The organism is Thiomicrorhabdus chilensis DSM 12352 (assembly GCF_000483485.1).
In the GTDB taxonomy this organism is placed as follows: domain Bacteria; phylum Pseudomonadota; class Gammaproteobacteria; order Thiomicrospirales; family Thiomicrospiraceae; genus Thiomicrorhabdus; species Thiomicrorhabdus chilensis.
Genome location: NZ_KI519609.1, coordinates 1078079 through 1100891, shown reverse-complemented (window position 1 = coordinate 1100891; position 22813 = coordinate 1078079). Strand labels below are relative to the sequence as shown.

Below are 22813 nucleotides of genomic sequence, written 5' to 3'. Positions count from 1 at the left end.
GTAATTCGGTCGTTTAAAAATGGGGATTAAAAAGGTGTAAATCAAGCCTTGGATAAGATATCGAGATGTGAAGTTCAAATCCATCACTTTCAACCCTGTGGCTTACTAGACTCTAGCGACTTTCCGCAACCACAAACGCCACCGCATGGGTTTTCTCGTCACTGACACTGATCTGCCAATGGGTGATGCCCAGGTGTTCGGCCTTGAGCCGCGCGACCCCGTCGAGCTCCAAATAAGGTTGGCCGCTTGGGGCGTTTTTAATGGTCATGTCATGAAAAGAGACCCCTTGAGCAATGCCGGTGCCCAAGGCTTTGGAAACCGCTTCCTTGAGCGCCCAACGTTTTGCCAGATAACGCTCCGGAAAAGAGTGCACTGAAAAACGTGCCCACTCCTGCTCGGACAGCAAACGCCGTGCAAAAGCTTCACCCTGGCGCTGGTAGACCTTGGCGATGCGATCCACATCCACAATATCGGTGCCGATGCCGACAATCATACCCAAACCTAATCGTTCATGTAGGCTTGCTGACGCGCTTCGACCATCAAGCGTCTCATTTCGGAAACCGCATTCGGCAAGCCAGAGAAAACCGCCTGTGCGATGATGGCATGGCCGATATTGAGCTCTTCAATCTCTTTAATGGCGGCAATCGCCTGCACATTGTGGTAATGCAGGCCATGCCCGGCATTGACCACCAAACCGAGTCGGGTGGCGTATTCGGCCGCGTGACGAATGCGCTCAAGTTCCGCCGCCACCTCGGCCGGTTTTTCCAATTCCGCATAGGTTCCGGTGTGCAGTTCAATCACCGGCGCTCCGACCTCTTTGGCCGCTTCAATCTGAGTCTCGTCAGGATCGATAAACAGCGAAACACGGCATCCGGCTTCGGCGAGTGTGCTGCAGACTTGAGTCAACCAGACTTTCTGTCCGGCCACATCGAGCCCGCCTTCGGTGGTCAGCTCTTCACGTTTTTCAGGCACCAAACACACATCTTCCGGCTCGTAACGGCAAGCGATATCAACCATCTCTTGTGTGGCGGCCATTTCCAGGTTCACTTTGGTCTGGCGCATGGCCGAAATCTTGGCGACATCCTCATCCTGAATGTGGCGACGGTCTTCGCGCAAATGCAACGTAATGCTATTGGCGCCCGCCATCTCGGCATCCAATGCCGCCTTGATCGGATCCGGGTAACGAGTGCCCCGAGCTTGCCTTAAGGTGGCGACATGATCAATATTTAACCCTAAAAAAATTGGCGACATAACACTCTCCCGAAAACAGTCAAACCATGAAAATAACGTAGAAAACAGACACGCTTCAGATCACTTAAAAAGCTGACGTGCCAAAATGGGTTTATTCCCCAAATAAAGACTTAAAACCTGACGTAACAGGCGTTTCCAAACCAAAAGGCAAGGTTCACAATACTCTTTGTTCACCAGCCGTTGCAGACAGGCACCCGAAATCAATACCCCACTCCCCCCGGCACTCTCTTGTTCGGCGGGAACGGCTCCAATCTCCGGATAAAAATGGTAGTCACGTTCCGCGATAATCGTCTGATTATGGGCATCCATTTCACAGTTCAAATTCAGCCCCAGCGATTCCAATAATTGGAACTCAAACTGTCGCAAGACCCAGGCCTGTTCATTTCGGGTTTGGGTTTTTAATAACGCAAACAAGGCCTGCTCATATTCTGAAAACAGTGCATCGACCGACACCCCACCATAGAGCAGTCGATATAACAACTCGTTGAGATAAAGGCCGCAGAAACTGCTTTCACCTTCAAGCGGAAAGCGCAGATGCATCGCTTCAAACGCACGAATCGAGATCAGATCCGAAGCCCGGTTAGGCTTTTCTCGCCATTCAAACAACACTTTTTGAAACGGCTGCAAAATGGCACCCTTTTGGGTTTTGCCCTTACGGGACGAGCTACGCACGCCCCGAATCACCGCATTGACCTTGCCGTATTCAGGTGTCAATAGGGTCGCGAGGATGCTGGTTTCCCGATAAGGTCGACTGTGCAACAGATAAGCCGGCTGCGAAATCTCCATCATCTATTCGCCAAGAGTTTTAAACAAATGGTTTAACGACTGTAATCGTCGTTATAACCCAAACTGGCCAAAGCGCGTGCATCGTCAGACCAATTTTCCTTGACCTTGACCCATAACTCCAAATGCACACGAGCCTCCATCAGCGCAATCAAGTCCTTACGCGCCTGGGTGCCCATTTTTTTGATGAGTTCGCCTTTATTCCCAATGACGATTTTCTTCTGCCCGGGACGCTCCACCAAAATCAAGGCGTGAATCACCCAACGGCCTTCCTGTTCATCGTATTTGAACTCTTCGATTTCCACGGTCGCGCCGTAAGGCACCTCTTCGCCCAAGGTACGCATGAGTTTTTCACGAATAATTTCCGAGGCCAGAAAGCGCGTGGAGCGATCGGTAATCTCGTCTTCCGGAAAAATCGCCGGTTGCTTCGGAATGTGTTTCAGCACTTCATTTACAATCAGATCCAGGCCGCTTTTCTTATAGGCAGAAACCGGAATCAGCGTCGTCATCTCAACCTTTTCCGACACCTCCTGAATAAACGGAAACAGTTCCTCTTTGTTTTTGAACTTATCCACCTTGTTTACGATGACGACGACCGGAACATCCAGACCTTTGAGTTTATTCGCCACGGCCTGGTCTTCCTGACTCCAGCGTCCGGCTTCCACCACAAACAGAATTACATCCACATCCGCAAACGCACTGCTGGCGGTGCGGTTCATGTATTCGTTGATGCTTTTCTGGCCTCCCAGATGCATGCCCGGCGTGTCCACATAGACAATCTGATAATGGTCGGTTGTGTGAATGCCATGAATGCGGTGACGTGTGGTTTGCGGTTTGTGCGAGGTGATGCTTAATTTTTGGCCCAACAATTCGTTCATGATGGTGGATTTGCCGACATTGGGACGTCCAATAACCGCAGCAAAGCCCGATTGAAAGTCGGTTGAGGCAGATTCCTGAGAGTGATCTGAATTGTGATTTAAGTCCGAAAGATCCATTCAAAAGCCTTTTTAAAATCTATAGTGGGATGCACAACAAACAGTCTGTAAAAACGGCATTGTGCAAATTGGTGGTTTGAACACCATGCAATCAAACTTTACAAACCATCCAGCGCAGCTAAAGCGGTTTCAGCCGCCTTCTGTTCGGCCTTACGGCGGCTGGAGGCGGTGGCTTCAAATTTGGTGTTTAATTTGGCCACATAACACGACACGGTAAAATCCTGTGCATGCGCAGCCCCATTGACACTGATGATGCTGTATTCAGGTAGCGGTTCCTGGCGCGACTGCAGCCACTCCTGCAAACGGGTTTTAGGGTCTTTCCCGACCTTGGTCGGATCCAATTCCTGCAGACGTTTTTCATAAAAACGGTTTACCAGTTCACGGCATTTTTCCAAACCGCCATCTTCATAAACCGCAGCAATAATGGCTTCCACCGTATCGGCAATGATTGAGTTGCGACGATAACCGCCACTTTTCAACTCTCCTGGCCCCAGCACCAAATAGTCGCTCAGCGCATATTCCTTGCCGATCACGGCCAGAGTTTCACCCTTGACCAGATGCGCCCTGACACGGCTCATATCGCCTTCCGGCAATTTGCTAAATTGATGGAACAAGACATCGGCAATCATAAAGTTGACCAAGCTGTCCCCAAGAAACTCCAAACGCTCATTGTTTTTGGCGCCCATGCTACGATGGGTCAAAGCTCGTTGCAGAAACTGGATATTATTAAACTCATACCCCAGTTTTTTCGATAACTGCTTGAGTTTTGCCTGACGTTCCACACTCAATGAGACAGCTCGGTCTTTCATGTTACTCAATCCCTTTGCCAAGTCGATTCAAATGAATGCCGTTATCCCAGTTCATCCAAATACCAAACGCCTTGCCTTTTAGGTTTCTTTCAGGCACAAAGCCCCAGAAACGACTGTCATTACTGTGGTCACGGTTATCGCCCATGACAAAATAATGACCTTCCGGCACGGTAATGGTATCCATATCCCGGCTGATTTTATCCATATCCAATAAAATATCATAACGATGGTCGTTGTCCATGGTTTCGCTGACCAGGTCGGCACCGTTCATCACCGCACCGGAATCATTGCCCAGATACACCCCTTTGACCTGCTGACCAATCGGCTTATCGTTAACAAATACAATGCGGCCGATATAGGAAATCTTATCGCCAGGTAAGCCGACGATACGTTTGATGTAGTCAACCTCTGGGTCTTTAGGATAGCTAAACACCACCACATCGCCACGCTCCGGCTCCCCCACTGGAATAATTTTAGTCTGAGTCACCGGCAGTTTGATGCCGTAAGAGAACTTGCTGACGGCAATGAAGTCACCGATTTCCAAAGTCGGATACATAGAACCGGAAGGGATTCTGAAAGGCTCAATGACAAACGAACGCAGGATTAAAACCACCAGGAAAACTGGAAAAAGCGAGCGCGCATATTCAATCAGAATCGGTTCCTTCTCAGTTGCCAGAGCCTTTTCACGTTTCGGTCGCCAGACCAAACGATCCACATAGGCAATCACGCCTGTCACCGCCGTAACGATGACCAATATCAGTTCAAAACTCATTAAGACTCCCCTCCAGTATCCAAGATGGCTAAGAAAGCCTCTTGAGGTAGATCCACGCTGCCGATCGACTTCATGCGCTTTTTACCTTCTTTCTGTTTTTGCAATAATTTTTTCTTACGCGACACATCACCACCGTAACACTTAGCCGTTACGTTTTTACGCAGCGCTTTCACATTGGTGCGGCCAATCACTTTGGCGCCAATCGCGGCCTGAATCGCCACATCAAACATCTGCCGCGGAATCACTTCGCGTAACTTTTCAATAATGACCTTGCCGCGCTGAACGGCAAAATTACGGTGTACAATCACCGCCAAAGCGTCCACTGCTTCACCGTTAATCAGGAAGTCCATTCTCACCAAGTCATCCGCCTGGAAACGCTTGAACTCGTAATCCATTGAGGCATAACCTCGACTGCACGACTTAAGACGGTCAAAGAAATCCAGTACCACTTCATTCAAAGGCAATTCGTAATTAATGGAGACTTGGCCACCGGAATACTGCATGTCTTTTTGCACGCCACGCTTTTCAATACACAGCTTCATCACCGCCCCAACATACTCCTGCGGCACCAGAATATTGGCCTGAATAATCGGCTCGCGAATTTCATCGATAATACTCGGATCAGGCAATTCGGATGGATTATCGATCTTGATAATATCGCCTTTTTTGGTCAACAACTCATAGACAACCGTCGGTGCTGTGGTGATTAAATCCAGATTGTACTCACGTTCAAGACGTTCCTGGATGATTTCCATGTGCAGCATGCCCAAGAAACCGCAACGGAAACCAAAGCCCAAAGCTTCCGAGGTTTCCGGTTCAAAATGCAAGGCGGCGTCATTCAAGCGCAACTTGCGCAAGGCTTCGCGCAAGTCTTCATAATTTTCGGAACTGATTGGGAACAGGCCTGCAAATACCCGTGGCTGCACAGGCTTAAACCCTGGCAAGGCTTCCACATTCGGCCTGGCGGCATCCGCCAGGGTATCCCCAACCGGTGCGCCATCAATGTCCTTGATACCGGAAATCACATAGCCCACTTCACCAGCCGACAAAAACGGTTTGGAGGTGCGTTTAGGCGTAAAAATCCCCACATCATCCACCAAATACTCTTCTTTGGTGGACATCACTTTCATTTTGGTTTTCTTGCCGATCTTACCGTCAATTACACGTACCAGAGAGACCACACCGAGATAATTATCAAACCAGGAATCTATGATCAAAGCTTTTAATGGCGCCTCTGGATCACCTTGCGGCGGTGGAATCTTGCTGACAATGTCCTCAAGCGTCTCTTCTATGCCGATACCGGCTTTGGCACTGGCTCGCACCGCATCCATGGCTTCGATGCCAATGATCTCTTCGACCTCTTCAATGACACGATCAGGATCGGCTGCGGGCAAGTCAATCTTGTTAAGCACCACCAGTACCTCAAGTCCTTGCTCGATTGCCGTGTAACAGTTGGCAACCGTCTGAGCTTCAACCCCCTGAGAAGCATCCACGACCAATAGCGCACCCTCACATGCCGCCAATGAGCGCGAAACCTCATAGGAAAAATCCACGTGGCCCGGCGTATCAATGAAATTAAGCTGATAGGTATTGCCGTCTTTAGCTTTGTAGTTCAGGGTTACACTTTGTGCCTTGATGGTGATGCCTCGCTCACGCTCAAGATCCATTGAGTCGAGTACCTGTGCGGCCATTTCACGATCGGTCAAACCGCCGCAAAGGTGAATAAACCGATCCGCAATGGTCGATTTACCATGGTCGATATGGGCAATAATTGAAAAGTTTCGAATCAATTTTAATGCGTCTGACATTTAAGCTCCAACAGTAACAACGCGCTCTATCCACTTAATATTAAAGTATTTGGCACCTTATTTCGCTACAAAAAAAGGGGCCAATAGCCCCTTATTCCCTATGCGCCAAATGTATTTAAAAAAATGTAAATCGGCATAGAGTACGGTTCAAAATCTAATTGCGTGGTATTTTACGATAATTTCACTCAAAACGCAGAGATAAATCACCGATTTGAACCGCCTGCAGCACTTTTATGACTTTTGCATCATTTGCCCAATACCAACGGCAAAAACAGCGAGCGTTTATTACGCACCACTCTCACCGGAAGCGATCTGCCCGCAGGAGCCTGCTGGAGAATCTTACGCAACGCATCCACGTTTTTGACCGGTTGGAAGTCAATGGTGACGATAATATCCCCCGGCAAGATGCCCGCCTTACGTGCCGCACCGTCGCGAACCGACAGCACCTTGACACCAAACGGCAAGTTTAATGCTTCCAGCTCCTCTTTGCTTAAGGCCTCCACCATTGCACCCAAACGATCATTTTTGCTGGCACCGGCTTCTTCCGAACTCAACTGTTCTGCCTTATCCAAATCGGTCAATTTAACGGTTAAGGTAATCTCCTTACCTTGACGCAAAAGCAGTACCTTGATCGGCTGGTTGATTTTCGCCACCCCAACCAAAGGCGGCAAATCTGCCGACTTATTCACGGCTTGGCCATTAAATTTCAAAATGATGTCACCGGCACGAATTCCGGCTTTTTCGGCTGGCGTATCCGGGAAGGTCTGCCCCACCAAAGCTCCTTTTGGCGAATCCAAACCGAAGGATTTGGATAGGTCACTGGTGACCTCTTGAACTTGGACACCTAAAAAGCCGCGTGCAACCTTGCCACTGTCTTTCAACTGCTCGGCGACATTCATGGCGATGTCGATCGGAATCGAGAAGGACAGCCCCATGGAGCCACCACTCTTACTGAAAATTTGGGCATTGACCCCGACCACTTCCCCTGCCAGGTTAAACAAAGGACCGCCGGAATTTCCGGGGTTGATCGACACATCGGTTTGGATAAACGGAACATAGGTGTCATCCGGCAAAGAACGGCCGATTGCGCTGACGATTCCATGTGTCACGGTGTAGTCAAGGCCAAAAGGTTCTCCAATCGCCAATACCCACTGACCGACTTTAAGGTCTTTTGACGAACCGATTTTTGCGGTAGGCAAGTCTTCAGCATCAATCTTCAACAGCGCCACATCGGTTCGTGGATCGGTTCCAATAATTTGGGCTTTCAACTCCTTGCGGTCGCGCATGCGAACCACAATATCATCGGCCCCATCAACCACGTGATTATTGGTGAGGATATAGCCGTCTTCACTGATGATAAAGCCCGAACCCAAAGAATGCACCTCCTGCTCAGGAACTGGCTGGCCACCCGAAGGCGGCTCTTTCATTCCAAACCCGGGAATGCCAAAGAAATAACGCAACAACTCTTCCGGCATCCCCTGAAATTGCGGATGCTTGGCGCGTTGGATCTTTTTGGTGGTACTGATATTCACGACCACCGGGCTATTCTCTTCAGCCAGCTTACTGAAATCCGGCAGACCATAATACTGGGCACTGGCTTTATCAGCCGGCTCAACATTACTGGACATGGCAAAAGGCGCCTGAACCATAAACACGACGCCGGCCATTACCCAGGCAATAAAAGACACTCTTTTCATTTTTTTCACCTTATCGTCATTCCAAGGAGTTTTCATCCTAGCAAGAATCCAATTTAAAATCCTGACAAAAGCCTTGAAGCCTAACTGCGTGACTAAAGTTTCTCGGTTAGAACCGGCAAACTTGGCTGATACAGCTTTCTCGTAAGGCCCCACCCCAATACCAGTCCGGCTGCACCTCCTAAAATCGCAACCAGATCGAGTTGAAGCGCTGTCATACTAAATAGGGTTTGTGCCATAAATTTCAAGACAATGGCCACCAAAAACAGACCGATTAATGGCAAGCCATAAGCCATAAAGGCTTGCCTAACCACCTGTGACTCATCCAGGCTCACCACCACCCTGTCTCCCACTTGTGCGTCGAGCGTATTCAGCACCCTAACCGGGGCCGACCGGTTTGGCGAAAACAACTTTGACAAGGTCGCGGTTCCACACCCCGCTTGCGATTGACATCCCCCACAGCCGGTTTGGCGCTGAACATCCACCAGAGCAAACGCCCCATCAAGTTCCACCACCACACCCTGACTCGTCAATAAATTGTTTTCCATGGCACTCAACACATCCTGTAAACTGATAAAATCAAATTCATAAACTAACACAAAACTTTCGCTTAAACCCGGCATTTCTCTATAATAGTCATCCGTTCATGGGGACAATAAACTCTTATTAAAACGCCAAACGACTTTCACGATGAGTCCGTTAGCTTCAAGCCCCACCACAATCCAAAGGGAATCGAGTGACCAGTTCAAAAAGCCTAAAAACAGACATTTTAGTGATTGGCAGCGGCATAGCCGGACTGTCCATTGCCTTGAAACTGGCAAAAAACCACCATGTGACTGTCCTCGCCAAAGCCTCTTTATCTGAAGGCAGCACCCATTATGCACAAGGCGGCATTGCCGCCGTACTGGACCCCTTTGACAGTATTGAATCTCACATCCACGACACTGATGAAGCCGGTGCCGGGCTGTGCGATCCCAAGGCGGTTGAATTGGTAGCCAGCCACGCCGCCGGTTCCATTAAAGAATTGATTGAAATGGGTGTACCTTTCAGCCGTTGCGAAGGAGAGCAGTGCACCTATCCATTCCACCTGACCAAAGAAGGCGGTCACAGCCACCGCAGAGTGATTCATGCCGCCGATCATACAGGTCTTTCCCTTACTGAAACACTCATCAAAAAGGTTGAACAACACTCCAATATCACGCTGCTTCCCGAACACATCTCGATTGACCTGATCCTCAATCGGCAGCGCTCTCGATGCATTGGCGCCTACGTACTCAACAAACTGGAAAACACGGTGTATGACATCTGGGCAGACTTTACGGTTCTGGCTACCGGCGGCGCCAGCAAGGCTTATCTTTACACCAGCAATCCGGACACCTCAACCGGTGATGGCATCGCCATGGCCTGGCGCGCCGGCTGCTCAGTGGAGAACATGGAATTCAATCAGTTCCATCCGACTTGCCTATTCCATCCCAATGACCGCTCCTTCCTGATCAGCGAGGCCGTGCGCGGCGAAGGCGGCATCTTGCGCCTGCCCAATGGCACAGCCTTTATGAAAAAATATGACTCCAGAAAGGATTTGGCTCCCCGGGACATTGTCGCCCGCGCCATCGACCAGGAGATGAAAAAACACGGTCTAGATTGCGTTTATCTCGATATCACGCACAAATCACCAGAATTCATTCTGGAACACTTCCCAACCATCTATGAACGTTGCCTCAAAGTCGGGATTGATATCCGCAAACAACAAATTCCGGTCGTACCCGCCGCACACTATACCTGTGGAGGGGTCGCCACCGACCTGCACGGCCAAACCGATCTTGAAGGCTTATACGCCATTGGTGAAACGGCCTGCACCGGGCTGCACGGTGCCAACCGCCTGGCCAGTAACTCATTAGTGGAAGGCTTAGTGTTTGCGGAGATGGCAAAACAGAGCATTGAAGATGGCTACCACAAAGAGATCAACAATACTGAAGCCCCAAAACCATGGGACAGCAGTCATGTTACCGATCCCCAAGAGAAAATATTGGTCGCGCATGACTGGGACGAGTTACGCCGCGTCATGTGGGACTATGTCGGCATAGTGCGTACCAACAAGCGCTTGCAGAGAGCCCGCCAACGCATTAAAAACCTGCAGAAAGAAATCAATGAATATTATCACGAACACACCGTGCACAGTGACCTGCTGGAATTGCGCAACCTGGCTCAGGTATCGGAATTGATGGTGAAAAGCGCCCAGAAACGCAAAGAGAGCCGAGGCCTGCACTACAATCTGGATTATCCAAACACCCTGAAAAAAGCCAAGCCAACCATCCTGAAACCCAAAAAAGATAAACGCCCATAGCGCCTATGCAAAAAAGCCGGCGCATTAAGCGCCGGCTTTTTTGATCTCATTCGAGCTTCATTCAAAGAAAACGATGGTTTCCACTAAAGACAAGTAAGGCAAGTTGCCTCAACCATTGCCGGTCGGCATATTATGATTTTGAGCGTTGGCGACCTGCTCAATCAAACCATCGGAAGCCAACTTATCAATATCAATCAGAATCACCATGCTGCCTTTGCCGGTAACACGACCCTGCTGATCATGGGTGCCAGCTTCATTCTGGTTTTTATCCGCTTCCTCAACCAGCGTGGTTAAGCCTAAAATGAACTGATTCTCGATCGAAGTCGCCACATCCGGCGCCGGTTGCAAAGAAGCCATATCAAACTGTTGCACATCCGAGACCGCATCCACAACCAGGCCAACCACGCGCTCGCCCTGTGAGGTAAACACATGCACGACAATGACCACGGTCGTCGCATCATAAGAGACATTCAGGTGAAACTTCTCCCTCAGATCCAGGATTGGCACAACACTGCCACGCAAGTCGACCACGCCTTTAACAAATTTGGGCACATTCGGCAAAGGAGAAGGCGTCTCCCAACCTCTTATTTCCTGAACACGAAGAATCTCAACCGCATATTCTTCTTTTCCCAAACGGAACGTCAAAAAATCTTTTTTCGTTTCAGACACGAGTTTGTCTCCAGTTAGCTACGGAACCATGCCGCCACCCAAATATGGCCGGTCACCGCCCCATGTGCACAATGCAATAAAATTCAAATACTACTGTCTTCCCCCATAAAATTCAAATGCAATTCCCTGAATGCGTCTATTTATTACTTCTTATTCCATTAATCTAACCCTGAGACTTTGTGAATTAGTGCCTCTAAGGTATCATTTCAGCACATCGAAATAGCAAGGATAAACCATGACCGATCTGAATGAAACAACCCAAACATCCTGGCAGGCCTTTTTAACGGAACAAGGTGCACAATTGGACGAACACGGCAAAATTGTAACCTTTGGTCATGCCGAGGTGGAACGTTATCTGATTAAACACGGCCCGGTTCTCACCAGCTTGAATGAGCAGGCGCTACTAAAGGTCAGCGGCAGCGATGCTTTTGACTTTCTGCAAGGACAGTTGACCGCCGACCTAGCCGAAGTAACCGATCAGAACGCACAACTTTCCTCATACTGCGATCCGAAAGGCAATGTACTGGCGGTATTCTTGATTTTCAAATACCAAAATGACTTCTATCTGAGTTTTGAAGGCTCGCTGCAGTCCGCCATTCAAAAACGCCTGAGCATGTTTGTATTGCGCTCAGATGTTCAAGTAACCGATGCCCATGATCATCTGGTCCACATCGGTTACGGTGGCGAGTTTGGCGACTTGGACATCCAAAGACGCCTGAACACCAAAGTCAAAGAAGTTTACGAAACCGGACTGGTTGAAATGGAAGGCATGGAGCAGGTTTGCGTGGTCAAGGTTCCAGGACCCTACCACAAATATGATCTCTTCGGCCCGGCCGATCAGATTCAGCAGGCCTGGTTGAAACTTCGCGACAACTGCGACTTTACCAACTCACAAGATTGGCGCCTATTGAATATCGCCGCAGGCATTCCCGAAATCACCCGTGCCAACAGTGGCACCCTCATGGCGCAATTTCTGAACCTGGACAAACTCAATGCCATCAACTTCAAAAAAGGTTGCTTTCCCGGACAGGAAATCATCGCCCGCATTCACTACCGTGGCAAAGTCACCAAACGCATGCTGCGTCTTCACTTGGAAGAGGCACTGTCACTTTCCGCGGGTGAAACGCTTAAGCTAAAGGACAGCGCCGGCAAAACCCATAGTTTCGACGTGATCAGCGCCAACCCGGATGTGCTCAGTGGCACACGCTGTCTGGCGGTGGCCAGCCTGAAGCCTTTGGAAAGCGTCGAAGGCAACTTGATGACCGAATCTGGGAAAGCCGCCATCATCGAACCCATGCCTTACAGCCTGACTGACGAATAATGTTTTTAACTCTATTTTGCCACTTCAAAACCGGCAGGCCTGTTAAGAACACAGGCCTGCCGATTTTCCAATAACGCTTGCAGGCATAAACCCCTCCCCCATAAAAAAACCCGCTTTACAGCGGGTTTTTCATATCAAAACAACGGTATTGGATTACGCCGGACGCATGTGCGGGAACAAGAGCACATCGCGAATGGTCGGCTTATCGGTAAAGAGCATCACCAATCGGTCAATCCCAATCCCTTCCCCAGCGGTCGGCGGCATCCCGTGCTCGAGTGCGGTAATGTAGTCTTCGTCAAAATGCATGGCTTCGTCGTCACCGGCATCCTTAGCCTCAACCTGAGCCTTGAAACGTTCCGCCTGGTCTTCGGCATCGTTCAACTCGTTGAAACCGTTAGCCAATTCGCGGCCACCGATAAACAACTCGAAACGGTCGGTAATGAACGGGTCTTCATCGTTACGGCGCGCCAAAGGTGAAACTTCCGCCGGATATTCGGTGATGAACGTCGGATCCATCAACTTCTCTTCCGCCGTCTCTTCAAAAATTTCCGTCATGATCTTACCTAAACCGTAAGATTCTTCCACATGAACATTCAACGACTTAGCCAGTTCGCGGGCCGATTCCAAATCGTCCAACTGCTCCACTTTGGCGGACGGGTTGTATTTCAAAATCGCGTCTTTCATGGTCAAACGTGCAAACGGCTTACCAAAATCAAATACCTGCCCTTGATAAGGCACCTGCGTCGAACCAACGGTCAACTCAGCCAACTCTTTCAACAACTCTTCGGTATAATCCATCAACTGATGATAATCGGTGTAAGCCGCGTAGAACTCAACCATCGTGAATTCCGGGTTATGGCGCGTTGAAAGCCCTTCATTACGAAAAGAACGGTTGATTTCAAACACCTTTTCAAAACCGCCCACTACCAAACGCTTCAAATACAACTCCGGCGCAATACGCAGATACAGAGGCATGTCGAGCGCATTGTGATGGGTGTTGAATGGCTTGGCCGTCGCACCACCAGGAATCACATGCATCATCGGCGTTTCAACTTCCATAAAACCTTTCTCGATCAAGAAGTTACGCACATGCTGGACAATCTTTGAACGCAGCATAAAGGTTTCACGACTCTCCTGGTTGACGATCAAATCGATGTAACGCTGACGGTATTTGACTTCCTGGTCCTGAAGACCGTGGAACTTGTCTGGCAATGGGCGAATCGATTTGGTGATCAATTCGATGTGCTCAACATGAATCGACAGTTCTCCGGTATTGGTTTTAAACAGATAGCCTTCTGCACCGACAATGTCACCCAGATCCCACTTTTTGAACTGCTCGTTGTAGAAACCTTCCGGCAGCTCATCGCGTGTTACATAGACCTGAATACGTCCGGTGTGATCCTGCAAGGTCGCGAAACTGGCTTTCCCCATAATGCGGCGCAACATCATGCGTCCGGCTACTTTGACACGAACCGGCTCGGCTTCAGCCAAGGCTTCTTTGCTAAACTCGTCATATTGCGCATGCAAATCGACGGCGTTATCTTCACGTCGGTAAGTATTGGGATAGGAATGCCCGATTTTTCTCAAAGCGTCCAGTTTGGCACGGCGCTCTGCAATGATTTTATGCTCATCGACTTCAGGCACGTTGGTTTGTGTTTCTGACATTAGATCACTCTCTTTCAATTCTTGAATGGAACCCGACCGGCTTCATTTTTAACGCATTTCAAAATGAGCAGGCCTGGTTAATTTTCTGTAATTTCTTAAATCTCTTAAATACCGGCTTTCAAACTGGCGACAATAAACTGATCCAGATCGCCGTCCAATACCGCCGTGGTATTTCCGGTTTCGACGCCGGTGCGCAAATCTTTGATGCGTCCGGAATCCAACACATAAGAACGAATCTGGCTTCCCCAGCCGATATCCGACTTGGATTCTTCCATCGCCTGCTTTTCTGCATTGCGACTCAGCATTTCCAGTTCATACAATTTAGCACGCAGCTGTTTCATCGCTTCAGCCTTGTTCTGGTGCTGCGAACGGCCGTTCTGACACTGGGTCACGGTATTGGTCGGCAAATGTGTGATACGCACCGCAGATTCGGTTTTGTTTACATGCTGTCCACCGGCACCGCTGGCGCGATACACATCAATGCGCAAATCTGCCGGATTGATGTCAATTTCAAAACTGTCGTCGATTTCCGGCGAAATGAATACCGAAGCAAAGGAAGTGTGGCGTCGATTGCCCGAATCAAACGGCGATTTACGAACCAGACGGTGCACCCCGGTTTCTGTTCTTAGCCAGCCAAAGGCGTAATCACCCTGAACATGGATGGTCGCCCCTTTAATACCGGCTACGTCGCCATCGGTCACTTCCAACAGTTCCGCCTTAAAGCCATGCGATTCCGCCCAACGCAAATACATTCTCAATAACATGTTGGCCCAATCCTGGGCTTCGGTTCCGCCGGATCCCGACTGGATCTCAACATAACAGTTGTTGGCGTCCAGTTCACCGGAAAACATTCTCTGAAATTCGAGTTTCTCCAGCTTGGTTCCCAAACTCTCAAGTTCGGTCTCGACTTCGCCGATCATTTCATGATCTTCTTCCATTTCAGCCAATTCGACCAGCTCTTTACAGGAGTCCAGACCGCTTTCAAGTTCATCAATGGTCGCGACAATATTCTCTAGTTGCGATTTTTCTTTTCCTAAAGATTGCGCCTTTTCCGGCTGATTCCAAATCGCCGGATCTTCCAATTCGCGTAAAACCTCGACTAAACGCTCCGATTTGGTTTCATAGTCAAAGATACCCCCTCAGCACACTGGTACGTGCTTGGTAGTCTTCCATTCGACTATAAATTGGGTTTAATTCCATGTATTTAGACCTTTCTCGTAAGGTTAAAAAATAAACCGGGATAATACCAGAATTTAACGCTTTTTGCTTGGGCTTATCAACAAACGATTGCAGTTTCAACTAAAGAGTTCTGAGAGTCTGCCGATAAATCTCCTACAAGCTGAAATCCAAAGCCATTTTTAGACATCGATGAAACCGAATGTCTGCCCGCTAGGCTTGGTGAGGATCAACAACCATAAACTCCTATAAAGCGTAATATAGCGCTTTATGGTTTAAAGCAAAACGTATATAAAGGAAATTCAGATGGCCATTCAATCAATCAACAACGGCATGCTGAACGCTTACCAAAAGAACAGTGGCAATGTTACAGACCAGGCCAATCCTAACAATCAAGGGAAACGGACTCATGGCCAGCCGGAATTGCCCGAGCAAGCGGCACAGCAAGCTGTCAATGCTCACGCTTTTATTCGTCAACAGCATCAGGCAAGCATCGTCGCACACCTGTTTGGCGATTCAAGTAGTGCTCCGGAAAACGCCCTGAAAATCACCTTCCAGGAAGCGATTGACAAACTCAACGAAATTTTAAGCGCAGAGTTCGAACAAATGGAATTTCAACCCATCAGCCAAGAGACGTTGAAAAGCCAAGGCGGCATGGAATACTGGACGCCAGAAAATACCGCTCAACGCATCATTGACGGCAGTACGGCATTTTTAGCCGGGTTTCAGAAAGCTCATCCCGAGCTTGAAGGTGAAGAGCTCATCAACCGTTTTCTGGATGTGATTGGTGGCGGAATCACCCAAGGTTTCAGTCAAGCCAAAGACGTATTGGGGGACTTAAAAGTATTGGAAGGTGATATTGAAGAGACCGTCGACCTGACATATCAGAAAGTACAGGAAGGTTTGGAACGCTTCAAAAACGATTTTCTAGGCATCTCTTCAATCCCTGGAACTGAAACAACGAACACCTCTGAAACAGACGGTGAAACTCAAAGCAAGACTGCAGACGATGCTGCCGAAAGGGAAACCGACAACCTTATGGAATAGCCCCATCTCGGGATTATCTCATACAATAAAAAAGGGCCTTTCGGCCCTTTTTCTGTACTCGACAACCTAATCAATCGCGTTATAAACTTCCAATTGAATCGTTGACTCGAACGTTATTCGATCTCTTCGAGTCCGACTTTCGTTAAACCGGATTCATTCGCGTAATTGGTAATTTCCGCTGTGGAAGTCACACCCATTTTGGTCATCAGGTTTTCACGGTGTTTGGAGACTGTACGATCACTAATCTCAAGAATCTCGGCAATCTCTTTGGTTTTATAACCTTCCGCCACCAATTTGACGACTTGCTTTTCACGCACCGACAATTTCTTATTGGCTGACAATTTGTCGAGTTCCGCATCCAAAATCGGCTGGATTTCCGAATGAATAAAGGTTTCTCCACTGACCACCTTGCGCACCCCTGAGATCAGTTCTTTTTGAGAAACCGATTTCATGGCGATACCATTCACACCTAAATCCAGAACCTCGGTCCAAACACTTGGGGTTTCTGCTGCCGTCAAGACAATGATTTTGGTATCCGCATAGCGCTTTTTAATGTGAGAAATCGCATTCAACCCACTTAATTTAGGCATGGATAAGTCCAACAGCACCACCATTGGCGACTTGGCTCTGACCAATTCCAGACATTCCAATCCATCTTCAGCTTCACCGACGATGCTGAAGTCTTCTTCGGATTGAAGAATCGATTTGAATCCAGCTCTTACCAAACTGTGATCTTCAGCCAATAAAATCGTAATCTTTTTTGTCATGGAACCTTAACCTCTGTATATAGGACAACATCGCCCCCGATTTTGAATCAATCGCTTCAATCAGCATTATCGCGAATTAACCGCAAATTCTCAAGGTGTTTTAATGCCTTTTCTAGAGTTTTCAACCTCAAACGCAATATTTTTTTGCTTTCATCGAACTGACACGCCCTGTCAGCAAGGCTTTCAACCTCTCTGAGCACCTCAACCCAAGCAACCAATTGAAATACCATACAATTCCCTTTCATATAATGCGCCAAGAGTTTTACCTCATCCCAGCTCTCTTGCTCAATGGCACTTTCCAATGCGTTCAGATTTTGCGAAAACTCCTCTACAAAAGGCTTAAGTAAGGCATGGAATGCAGTCGGAATATCGTCAAACTCGACTTTAAGTTCAGCCTCATCGACTTCATCCTTTTTTTCCATTTTTTTCTGTTGCGTGAGAGACGATTTTGCAGGCGACTCGGTAAGCAACTCGATAACTTGAGATTTACTGATTGGCTTTACCAACCATTTTTTAAACCCAAGAGACTGCAATGTCTGACCTTTAGGGATCAACTCCTCCCCGCCACCTGCTGTCACGGCAAACACCGCTCTAAGATTCGGTACTTTGCCTTCTTGCTTGCACTGTTGAATGTGCTGCATCACCTCAAACCCGTCCATCTGCGGCATTTGAATATCCAGAAACACAAAATCAAATGGCTGCTTTTGAAATTCAGTCCATGCTTCCAGGCCATCGGTGGCTTCAACCACGGTGCAATCCAACTCTTTCAGGTATCCCGACAAAACCATCCGATTGATTTTCGAATCATCCACCACTAAAACCCTTAAAGGCTGTTCATCTCGAATATAATCGGGCTTTGTAATTGCCGTTTGCTCCTTAAGCTGCTTCCCATCCATTGACTTATCAGAATCCGTTTCGGCGGCAGGCAGCTCAAGAGTGAAAATAAATGTCGTTCCAACTCCTGGCGTTGAGGAAACCGAAATCTCCCCTCCCATCAAATCAACCAACTGTTTCACCACCGACAAACCTAAACCGGAACCCAAGGTACGTGTGGCGCCCTCCGTCTTGAACTGCGTAAAAGGATCAAATATCTTCTCAAGTTTTTCAGCTTCGATTCCTTCACCGGAATCCATCACCATAAATGAAAAGCGATCACCGCTTTCCTGGCGCACCTCAACCGAGACACCTCCCAGTCTGGTAAACTTGATTCCATTCACGATCAGATTGATCAGGATTTGCGACAAACGGATACTGTCTCCATAAACCCAATCGCGCTCACCAAGATAGACCAGCGAGACAAATACACCTTTATCAATGGCGATCGATTTGGTTAACTGCTTCACGTAATCAAACGTCTGATTCAGAGAAAAACGTCTAGGGTGCAGAGAGATCGCATCGTACTCGGTCTGTGAGTAAGTCAAAATATCATTCACCAGAAACATCATTTGCTCTGACGTCAAGTTGATTATCCGCAAGCGTTCCGCCAGATATTGATCCTGCGCATAGTATTGTTTGAGATGCGTGACCATACTGTTGATGCCCAACAAGGGGGATCGTAATTCATGACTCAATAGCGCCAAAAAACGTGACTGTTTGTTATAAGACTCCTGAATCAGTCGATTTTGCTCTTCCAAAAAAGATTGTCTTTCATAAACTTGCGTCAAGGAAAGACGACCCTGCGCATCGACCATTTCTTTGCTCAGCGCAACCATTTCAGTCACATCAATACACTCGGCAAATATGAACTTTTTCCCTGGCTCCGCAAAAACCTTTAAGCGGTGCTGGTATGACAGCGCACCACGTTTGGTATCAAAGGTGCAGACAAAACGAATATCACGCTGTGGAAACTCCAGCACTTCATTGATTTTAAGATGAATTAAAGCGGCGTCATGGCTCCCTACCAGGTCATCCATGGTCAGCACGGAATGATCGAACAGGTTTTGCAAAGCCGAGGAGCACTGAATGGCAAAGTCAGTCGAACCCACTTCGCAACGCCACCATAAAACCTCACCAATGACCCAGGAGTTGAAGGACTGTTTATCGATATTCATACCAATCCAATTCTCAATCCGACTACAATTTGTAGGAAACAATCAGCTTTCAAAATGATTTTCACCGCAAACCCACATCCGTCTATTTTCTTAAAAATTTTATCTTATCTCAAAAAAGAACCCAGTTTAGGGATAAGTTTTACACATTAAGCTGCCAAAGCGATGCCACAATCGACTAAAATAGGAAATATATTCAAAAGCCGATGCCTTCAAACATCCTGAAAACGGCGAATTTTTTTCTCAATTCAACTTTCAAAAACTAAAGACATGTCAAACAAGCAATTTCGAATCGAAAAAGACAGCATGGGGTCGCTTGAAGTACCTCAAAGCGCTCTTTATGGAGCCCAAACCCAAAGAGCCATCAATAATTTTCCCATCAGTGGCACACCGATGCCGGCGCTCTTTATCAAAGCTTTATGCTACGTCAAATTCGCTTGTTCAGACAGTAACCGTGAACTGCAGTTACTTGACGAAGATAAGGCTCACGCCATCCAAACCGCCGCCGACAAGATTATCAAAGGGGAATACCTCGATCAATTCCCGGTTGATGTCTTTCAGACCGGCTCCGGTACCAGCACCAACATGAATGCCAATGAAGTTTTGGCGCAACTTGCCAAAAACTTGACCGGCATCGAGGTTCATCCGAATGACGACCTTAACATGAGCCAAAGCTCCAACGACGTCATCCCAACAACCATTCATGTGGCCGCATCCATTGCCCTTGAAGAGCAACTTCTACCGGCCTTAATGCATTTGGCGAACGTCATTGAAGACAAAGAGAGGTCGCTGGCTGACATCATCAAAACCGGTCGAACCCATTTAATGGATGCCACTCCGATCAAAATGAGCCAAGAACTGTCCGGTTGGCGGGTTCAAATTACTGACAATATCCAGCGCCTCAAAGACACCCAAAAACGCCTGCATAAAATCCCGCAAGGAGGCACTGCAGTCGGAACGGGCATTAATGCTGAAGCCGAATTCGGGCGCCTTGTCGCCGCCAACCTGTCGACCATCACCGCCATTCCGTTTGAACAGATGGAAAACCTCTATGTCGGTTTGAGCAGTCAAGACACAGCGGTAGAGCTTAGCGGCCAGTTAAATGTCCTTGCAAGCAGTTTCATGAAAATAGCCAATGACCTACGTTGGATGAATTCCGGCCCTTTGGCGGGTCTGGGGGAGATACAGCTACCCGCATTACAGCCAGGCAGCTCCATCATGCCTGGAAAAGTCAATCCGGTCGTTCCCGAAGCGGTCTGCATGGTTGCCGCTCAAATCATCGGCAATCATACTGCGATTACGATTGGCGGCCAATCCGGTAATTTCCAACTGAATGTTATGTTACCGATGATTGCCGCCAACCTCTTGCAGAGCATTGAAATCGCATCCAATGCTGCGGTCCAGCTTGCTGATCTGGCAATCAAAGACTTTACCGTCAATACCGAAAACCTAAAACAAGCACTGGATGTCAATCCAATTCTGGTCACCGCACTCAATACCGTGGTAGGCTATGAAAAAGGCGCGGCCATTGCGAAACAAGCCTACCAAAGTGGCCGCCCGGTTTTAGAAGTCGCGCTGGAAATGACCGACTTGGATGAAGCCACTTTACGTCAATATCTGAATCCTGCGGTATTGACGCAAGGCGGCAACCCAACCGTTTAAAATTCAAACTTATCATCAAAAAGGAGCCCGTTAGCATGGCCGTCGTTAACCTAACCACTGCACAATTTGAAGAAACCATCACCAACAATGAAATCGTCATTTTTGATTTCTGGGCCGAGTGGTGTGGGCCTTGTAAACAATTCGGGCCGGTATTTGAAGAAATCTCAGAAAAATACCCTGACATTGTATTTGCCAAAGTCAACGTAGAAGAAGAACAAGAATTGGCCGGAATGTTTCAGGTTCGTTCGATTCCAACCCTGGTCTTCATGCGTGAAAAAATTGTGGTCTTCTCAAATCCGGGAGCCATTCCGGGGAGCGCGCTTGAAGAAGGCATCAAGCAACTAAAAGAATTGGACATGCAGCAGGTTCATAAAGACCTGGAACAAGCCCAACAGCAGCAATAAAATTAATGGGGAGCGGTCGCGAAATACCCGCTCTCCACAACACACTCACGAAGCAATTGAAAATGAGTCAGATATAAAGTTCTACGGGAGGTTGTTGAGAGAGGCGCTTAACCAAATCCGACAGTGTCACAATGCCCACCAACTTTTCCTCTTCATCAATGATGGGTAATGCCCCGATATGGTATTGCGTCAAAGCCATCGCCACTTGACGAATCTCGGTTCCTTGCTTTGCCGTCACCACTTCAGACTGCATAATGACATCAACCCCTTCCGGCATTGCCTGCTCCAATTCACCCTGCCCATTGAGAATAACTCGTTTCAATACATCGGTTCTCGAACACATGCCAATCAATTGATTGTCTTCCATTACCGGGAGATGGTGGATATTCCGCTCGTCCATTAGCTTCCACGCCTCTTCAATAGACGTATGCAAATCCATGGTTATTACCGGTGTAGTCATAATTTCCTCCACCTTCACGACCGTATGACGCTGCATTTCTGGCTGCTGAACATGCTGGTACTGCTTCAAGGCCGCCTGTTCTCTAAAATGCGGATTGGAGTGATCCGGTTCCATCCGCATGTCTTCCAGACTCGCTTTAGGAGAAGCTTTTATGCGCTTGGCCGGATCCACCTTCAAAACTGGCAGGTTCTGAGCAGCCCCAATGAAACTTCGGCCTTCTGGACTATAAACGACAAACATTCCACACCTTCTGTTATTTGCGACTGTATTAGGTTATCGGCCAAGATGAATAAACTATTAAATCCACTCTTATCCATCCATTTATCACACTCTTTGAGTTTAAAACATCCCAAAGCGGCACAGCTGGCACATGCCTTACAAATCCACTATACTATTTAGGTCTTTAATTTTTCATTTTATTTTTAATCAGTCAGAGGTTTTAGTATGTCAGTACTTGTCACCAAGCCCGCACCAGATTTCACCGCAGCGGCGGTACTTGCCGACGGTTCAATCGTCGATGATTTCAACCTGAAAAGCCACATCGCCGGAAAATATGCCGTAGTGTTTTTCTATCCGCTTGATTTCACGTTTGTTTGCCCGTCTGAAATCTTGGCGTTTGACCACCGTGTCGAAAAATTCAAGGAATTGGGAACCGAAGTCGTGGGTATCTCCGTCGACTCTCAGTTCACACACAACGCATGGCGCAACACTCCGGTCAACCAAGGTGGTCTTGGACCGGTTAAATTCCCATTGGTTGCTGACCTTGGGGGATCGATCATGGACGCTTATGGCATAAGACACCCAGGAAATGTTGCATTGCGCGGAGCATTTTTGATCGACAACGAAGGAGTGGTCCGCCACCAGGTTGTCAACGACCTGCCTTTAGGACGTAACGTTGATGAAATGGTTCGTATGGTCGAAGCATTGCAGTTCCATGCTGAGTTTGGTGAAGTCTGCCCGGCCGGCTGGAACAAAGGCGATGAAGGGATGACCGATTCTCCGGACGGTGTCGCTGAATACCTAAGCAAACACGCCGACGAACTCTAAAAGCGTGATTTCATTGCAATGGTGTTTATTTAGAATCCTTCAGCGATTAAAATAAGCAGCATCAATATGACCACAAAAAGGCCGTCAAATT

Annotated in this window: 21 protein-coding genes; 6 read left to right on the top strand and 15 right to left on the bottom strand. The window is 48.1% G+C overall.

Translation table 11 applies throughout. From position 1 onward, the window contains the following. Positions 1 to 112: 112 nt before the first annotated feature. The 9 genes from acpS to B076_RS0105205 form a co-directional block, all read right to left on the bottom strand. Positions 113 to 493, bottom strand: coding sequence for a holo-ACP synthase (acpS, locus tag B076_RS0105245; RefSeq protein WP_028486390.1), 381 nt, complete (start codon positions 491 to 493; stop codon positions 113 to 115). An 8-nt stretch (positions 494 to 501) separates the two neighbouring features. Then, positions 502 to 1251, bottom strand: a complete 750-nt coding sequence (gene pdxJ, locus B076_RS0105240; RefSeq protein WP_028486389.1) for a pyridoxine 5'-phosphate synthase — start codon at positions 1249 to 1251, stop codon at positions 502 to 504. A 60-nt stretch (positions 1252 to 1311) separates the two neighbouring features. Continuing rightward, positions 1312 to 2040, bottom strand: a complete 729-nt coding sequence (gene recO / locus B076_RS0105235; protein ID WP_245566321.1) for a DNA repair protein RecO — start codon at positions 2038 to 2040, stop codon at positions 1312 to 1314. A 29-nt stretch (positions 2041 to 2069) separates the two neighbouring features. Next, positions 2070 to 3029: a GTPase Era gene (gene era / locus B076_RS0105230; protein ID WP_028486387.1), complete on the bottom strand. Its 960-nt coding sequence runs from the start codon at positions 3027 to 3029 to the stop codon at positions 2070 to 2072. Between the two features lie 98 nt (positions 3030 to 3127). Next, positions 3128 to 3838: a ribonuclease III gene (gene rnc, locus B076_RS0105225; RefSeq protein ID WP_051347188.1), complete on the bottom strand. Its 711-nt coding sequence runs from the start codon at positions 3836 to 3838 to the stop codon at positions 3128 to 3130. Between the two features lies 1 nt (position 3839). Then, positions 3840 to 4610: a signal peptidase I gene (gene lepB / locus B076_RS0105220; protein WP_028486385.1), complete on the bottom strand. Its 771-nt coding sequence runs from the start codon at positions 4608 to 4610 to the stop codon at positions 3840 to 3842. Further along, on the bottom strand, positions 4610 to 6418 hold the full coding sequence (gene lepA / locus B076_RS0105215) for a translation elongation factor 4 (protein WP_028486384.1): 1809 nt from the start codon (positions 6416 to 6418) through the stop codon (positions 4610 to 4612). The genes lepB and lepA overlap by 1 nt, the downstream gene beginning before the upstream one ends. A gap of 245 nt (positions 6419 to 6663) precedes the next feature. Further along, positions 6664 to 8115: a DegQ family serine endoprotease gene (locus B076_RS0105210; RefSeq protein ID WP_038150803.1), complete on the bottom strand. Its 1452-nt coding sequence runs from the start codon at positions 8113 to 8115 to the stop codon at positions 6664 to 6666. A gap of 92 nt (positions 8116 to 8207) precedes the next feature. Next, positions 8208 to 8735 (bottom strand): SoxR reducing system RseC family protein, encoded by a 528-nt coding sequence (locus tag B076_RS0105205; protein ID WP_028486382.1) that lies wholly within the window; start codon positions 8733 to 8735, stop codon positions 8208 to 8210. Between the two features lie 113 nt (positions 8736 to 8848). On the opposite strand from B076_RS0105205, the gene nadB reads away from it, so the two are divergent. Further along, positions 8849 to 10456 carry an L-aspartate oxidase gene (gene nadB, locus B076_RS0105200; protein WP_028486381.1) on the top strand — a complete coding sequence of 536 codons (1608 nt, stop codon included), beginning with the start codon at positions 8849 to 8851 and terminating at the stop codon, positions 10454 to 10456. Positions 10457 to 10564: 108 nt separating this feature from the next. On the opposite strand, the gene B076_RS0105195 is transcribed toward nadB, so the two are convergent. Further along, a complete protein-coding gene (locus B076_RS0105195) occupies positions 10565 to 11125 on the bottom strand; it encodes a chemotaxis protein CheW (RefSeq protein ID WP_028486380.1) in 561 nt (186 codons plus the stop codon). 235 nt (positions 11126 to 11360) lie between these two features. Between B076_RS0105195 and ygfZ the strand changes: the two genes are divergently transcribed. Then, on the top strand, positions 11361 to 12446 hold the full coding sequence (gene ygfZ, locus B076_RS0105190) for a CAF17-like 4Fe-4S cluster assembly/insertion protein YgfZ (RefSeq protein WP_028486379.1): 1086 nt from the start codon (positions 11361 to 11363) through the stop codon (positions 12444 to 12446). Between the two features lie 153 nt (positions 12447 to 12599). Here the strand turns inward: ygfZ and lysS are convergent, their stop codons facing one another. Beyond that, a complete protein-coding gene (gene lysS / locus B076_RS0105185) occupies positions 12600 to 14111 on the bottom strand; it encodes a lysine--tRNA ligase (RefSeq protein WP_028486378.1) in 1512 nt (503 codons plus the stop codon). 104 nt (positions 14112 to 14215) lie between these two features. Continuing rightward, positions 14216 to 15311, bottom strand: a protein-coding gene (prfB, locus tag B076_RS0105180; protein ID WP_096777356.1) for a peptide chain release factor 2 whose coding sequence is annotated in 2 segments (ribosomal slippage) — positions 14216 to 15238 and positions 15240 to 15311 — 1095 coding nt in all. Because the reading frame shifts where the segments join, the coding sequence is not laid out codon by codon here. Between the two features lie 282 nt (positions 15312 to 15593). Here prfB and B076_RS12165 point away from each other — a divergent pair. After that, the gene (locus B076_RS12165) at positions 15594 to 16334 is read left to right on the top strand and encodes a DUF5610 domain-containing protein (protein ID WP_084205709.1); all 741 of its coding nucleotides are present in this window, start codon (positions 15594 to 15596) and stop codon (positions 16332 to 16334) included. A gap of 113 nt (positions 16335 to 16447) precedes the next feature. Here the strand turns inward: B076_RS12165 and B076_RS0105170 are convergent, their stop codons facing one another. After that, a complete protein-coding gene (locus tag B076_RS0105170) occupies positions 16448 to 17101 on the bottom strand; it encodes a response regulator (RefSeq protein ID WP_028486376.1) in 654 nt (217 codons plus the stop codon). Between the two features lie 56 nt (positions 17102 to 17157). After that, a complete protein-coding gene (locus tag B076_RS0105165) occupies positions 17158 to 19152 on the bottom strand; it encodes a hybrid sensor histidine kinase/response regulator (protein WP_028486375.1) in 1995 nt (664 codons plus the stop codon). Positions 19153 to 19419: 267 nt separating this feature from the next. Here B076_RS0105165 and B076_RS0105160 point away from each other — a divergent pair, with 267 nt between their 5' ends. Both B076_RS0105160 and trxA read left to right on the top strand, forming a co-directional pair. Continuing rightward, complete coding sequence (locus tag B076_RS0105160) at positions 19420 to 20811, top strand: class II fumarate hydratase (protein ID WP_028486374.1); 1392 nt, start codon at positions 19420 to 19422, stop codon at positions 20809 to 20811. 35 nt (positions 20812 to 20846) lie between these two features. Further along, positions 20847 to 21215, top strand: a complete 369-nt coding sequence (trxA, locus tag B076_RS0105155) for a thioredoxin (RefSeq protein ID WP_028486373.1) — start codon at positions 20847 to 20849, stop codon at positions 21213 to 21215. A 67-nt stretch (positions 21216 to 21282) separates the two neighbouring features. Here trxA and B076_RS0105150 read toward each other — a convergent pair whose 3' ends face one another. Further along, on the bottom strand, positions 21283 to 21915 hold the full coding sequence (locus B076_RS0105150) for a CBS domain-containing protein (RefSeq protein ID WP_028486372.1): 633 nt from the start codon (positions 21913 to 21915) through the stop codon (positions 21283 to 21285). Between the two features lie 204 nt (positions 21916 to 22119). Between B076_RS0105150 and B076_RS0105145 the strand changes: the two genes are divergently transcribed. Next, a complete protein-coding gene (locus B076_RS0105145; RefSeq protein ID WP_028486371.1) occupies positions 22120 to 22722 on the top strand; it encodes a peroxiredoxin in 603 nt (200 codons plus the stop codon). The last annotated feature ends 91 nt before the right edge of the window (positions 22723 to 22813 follow it).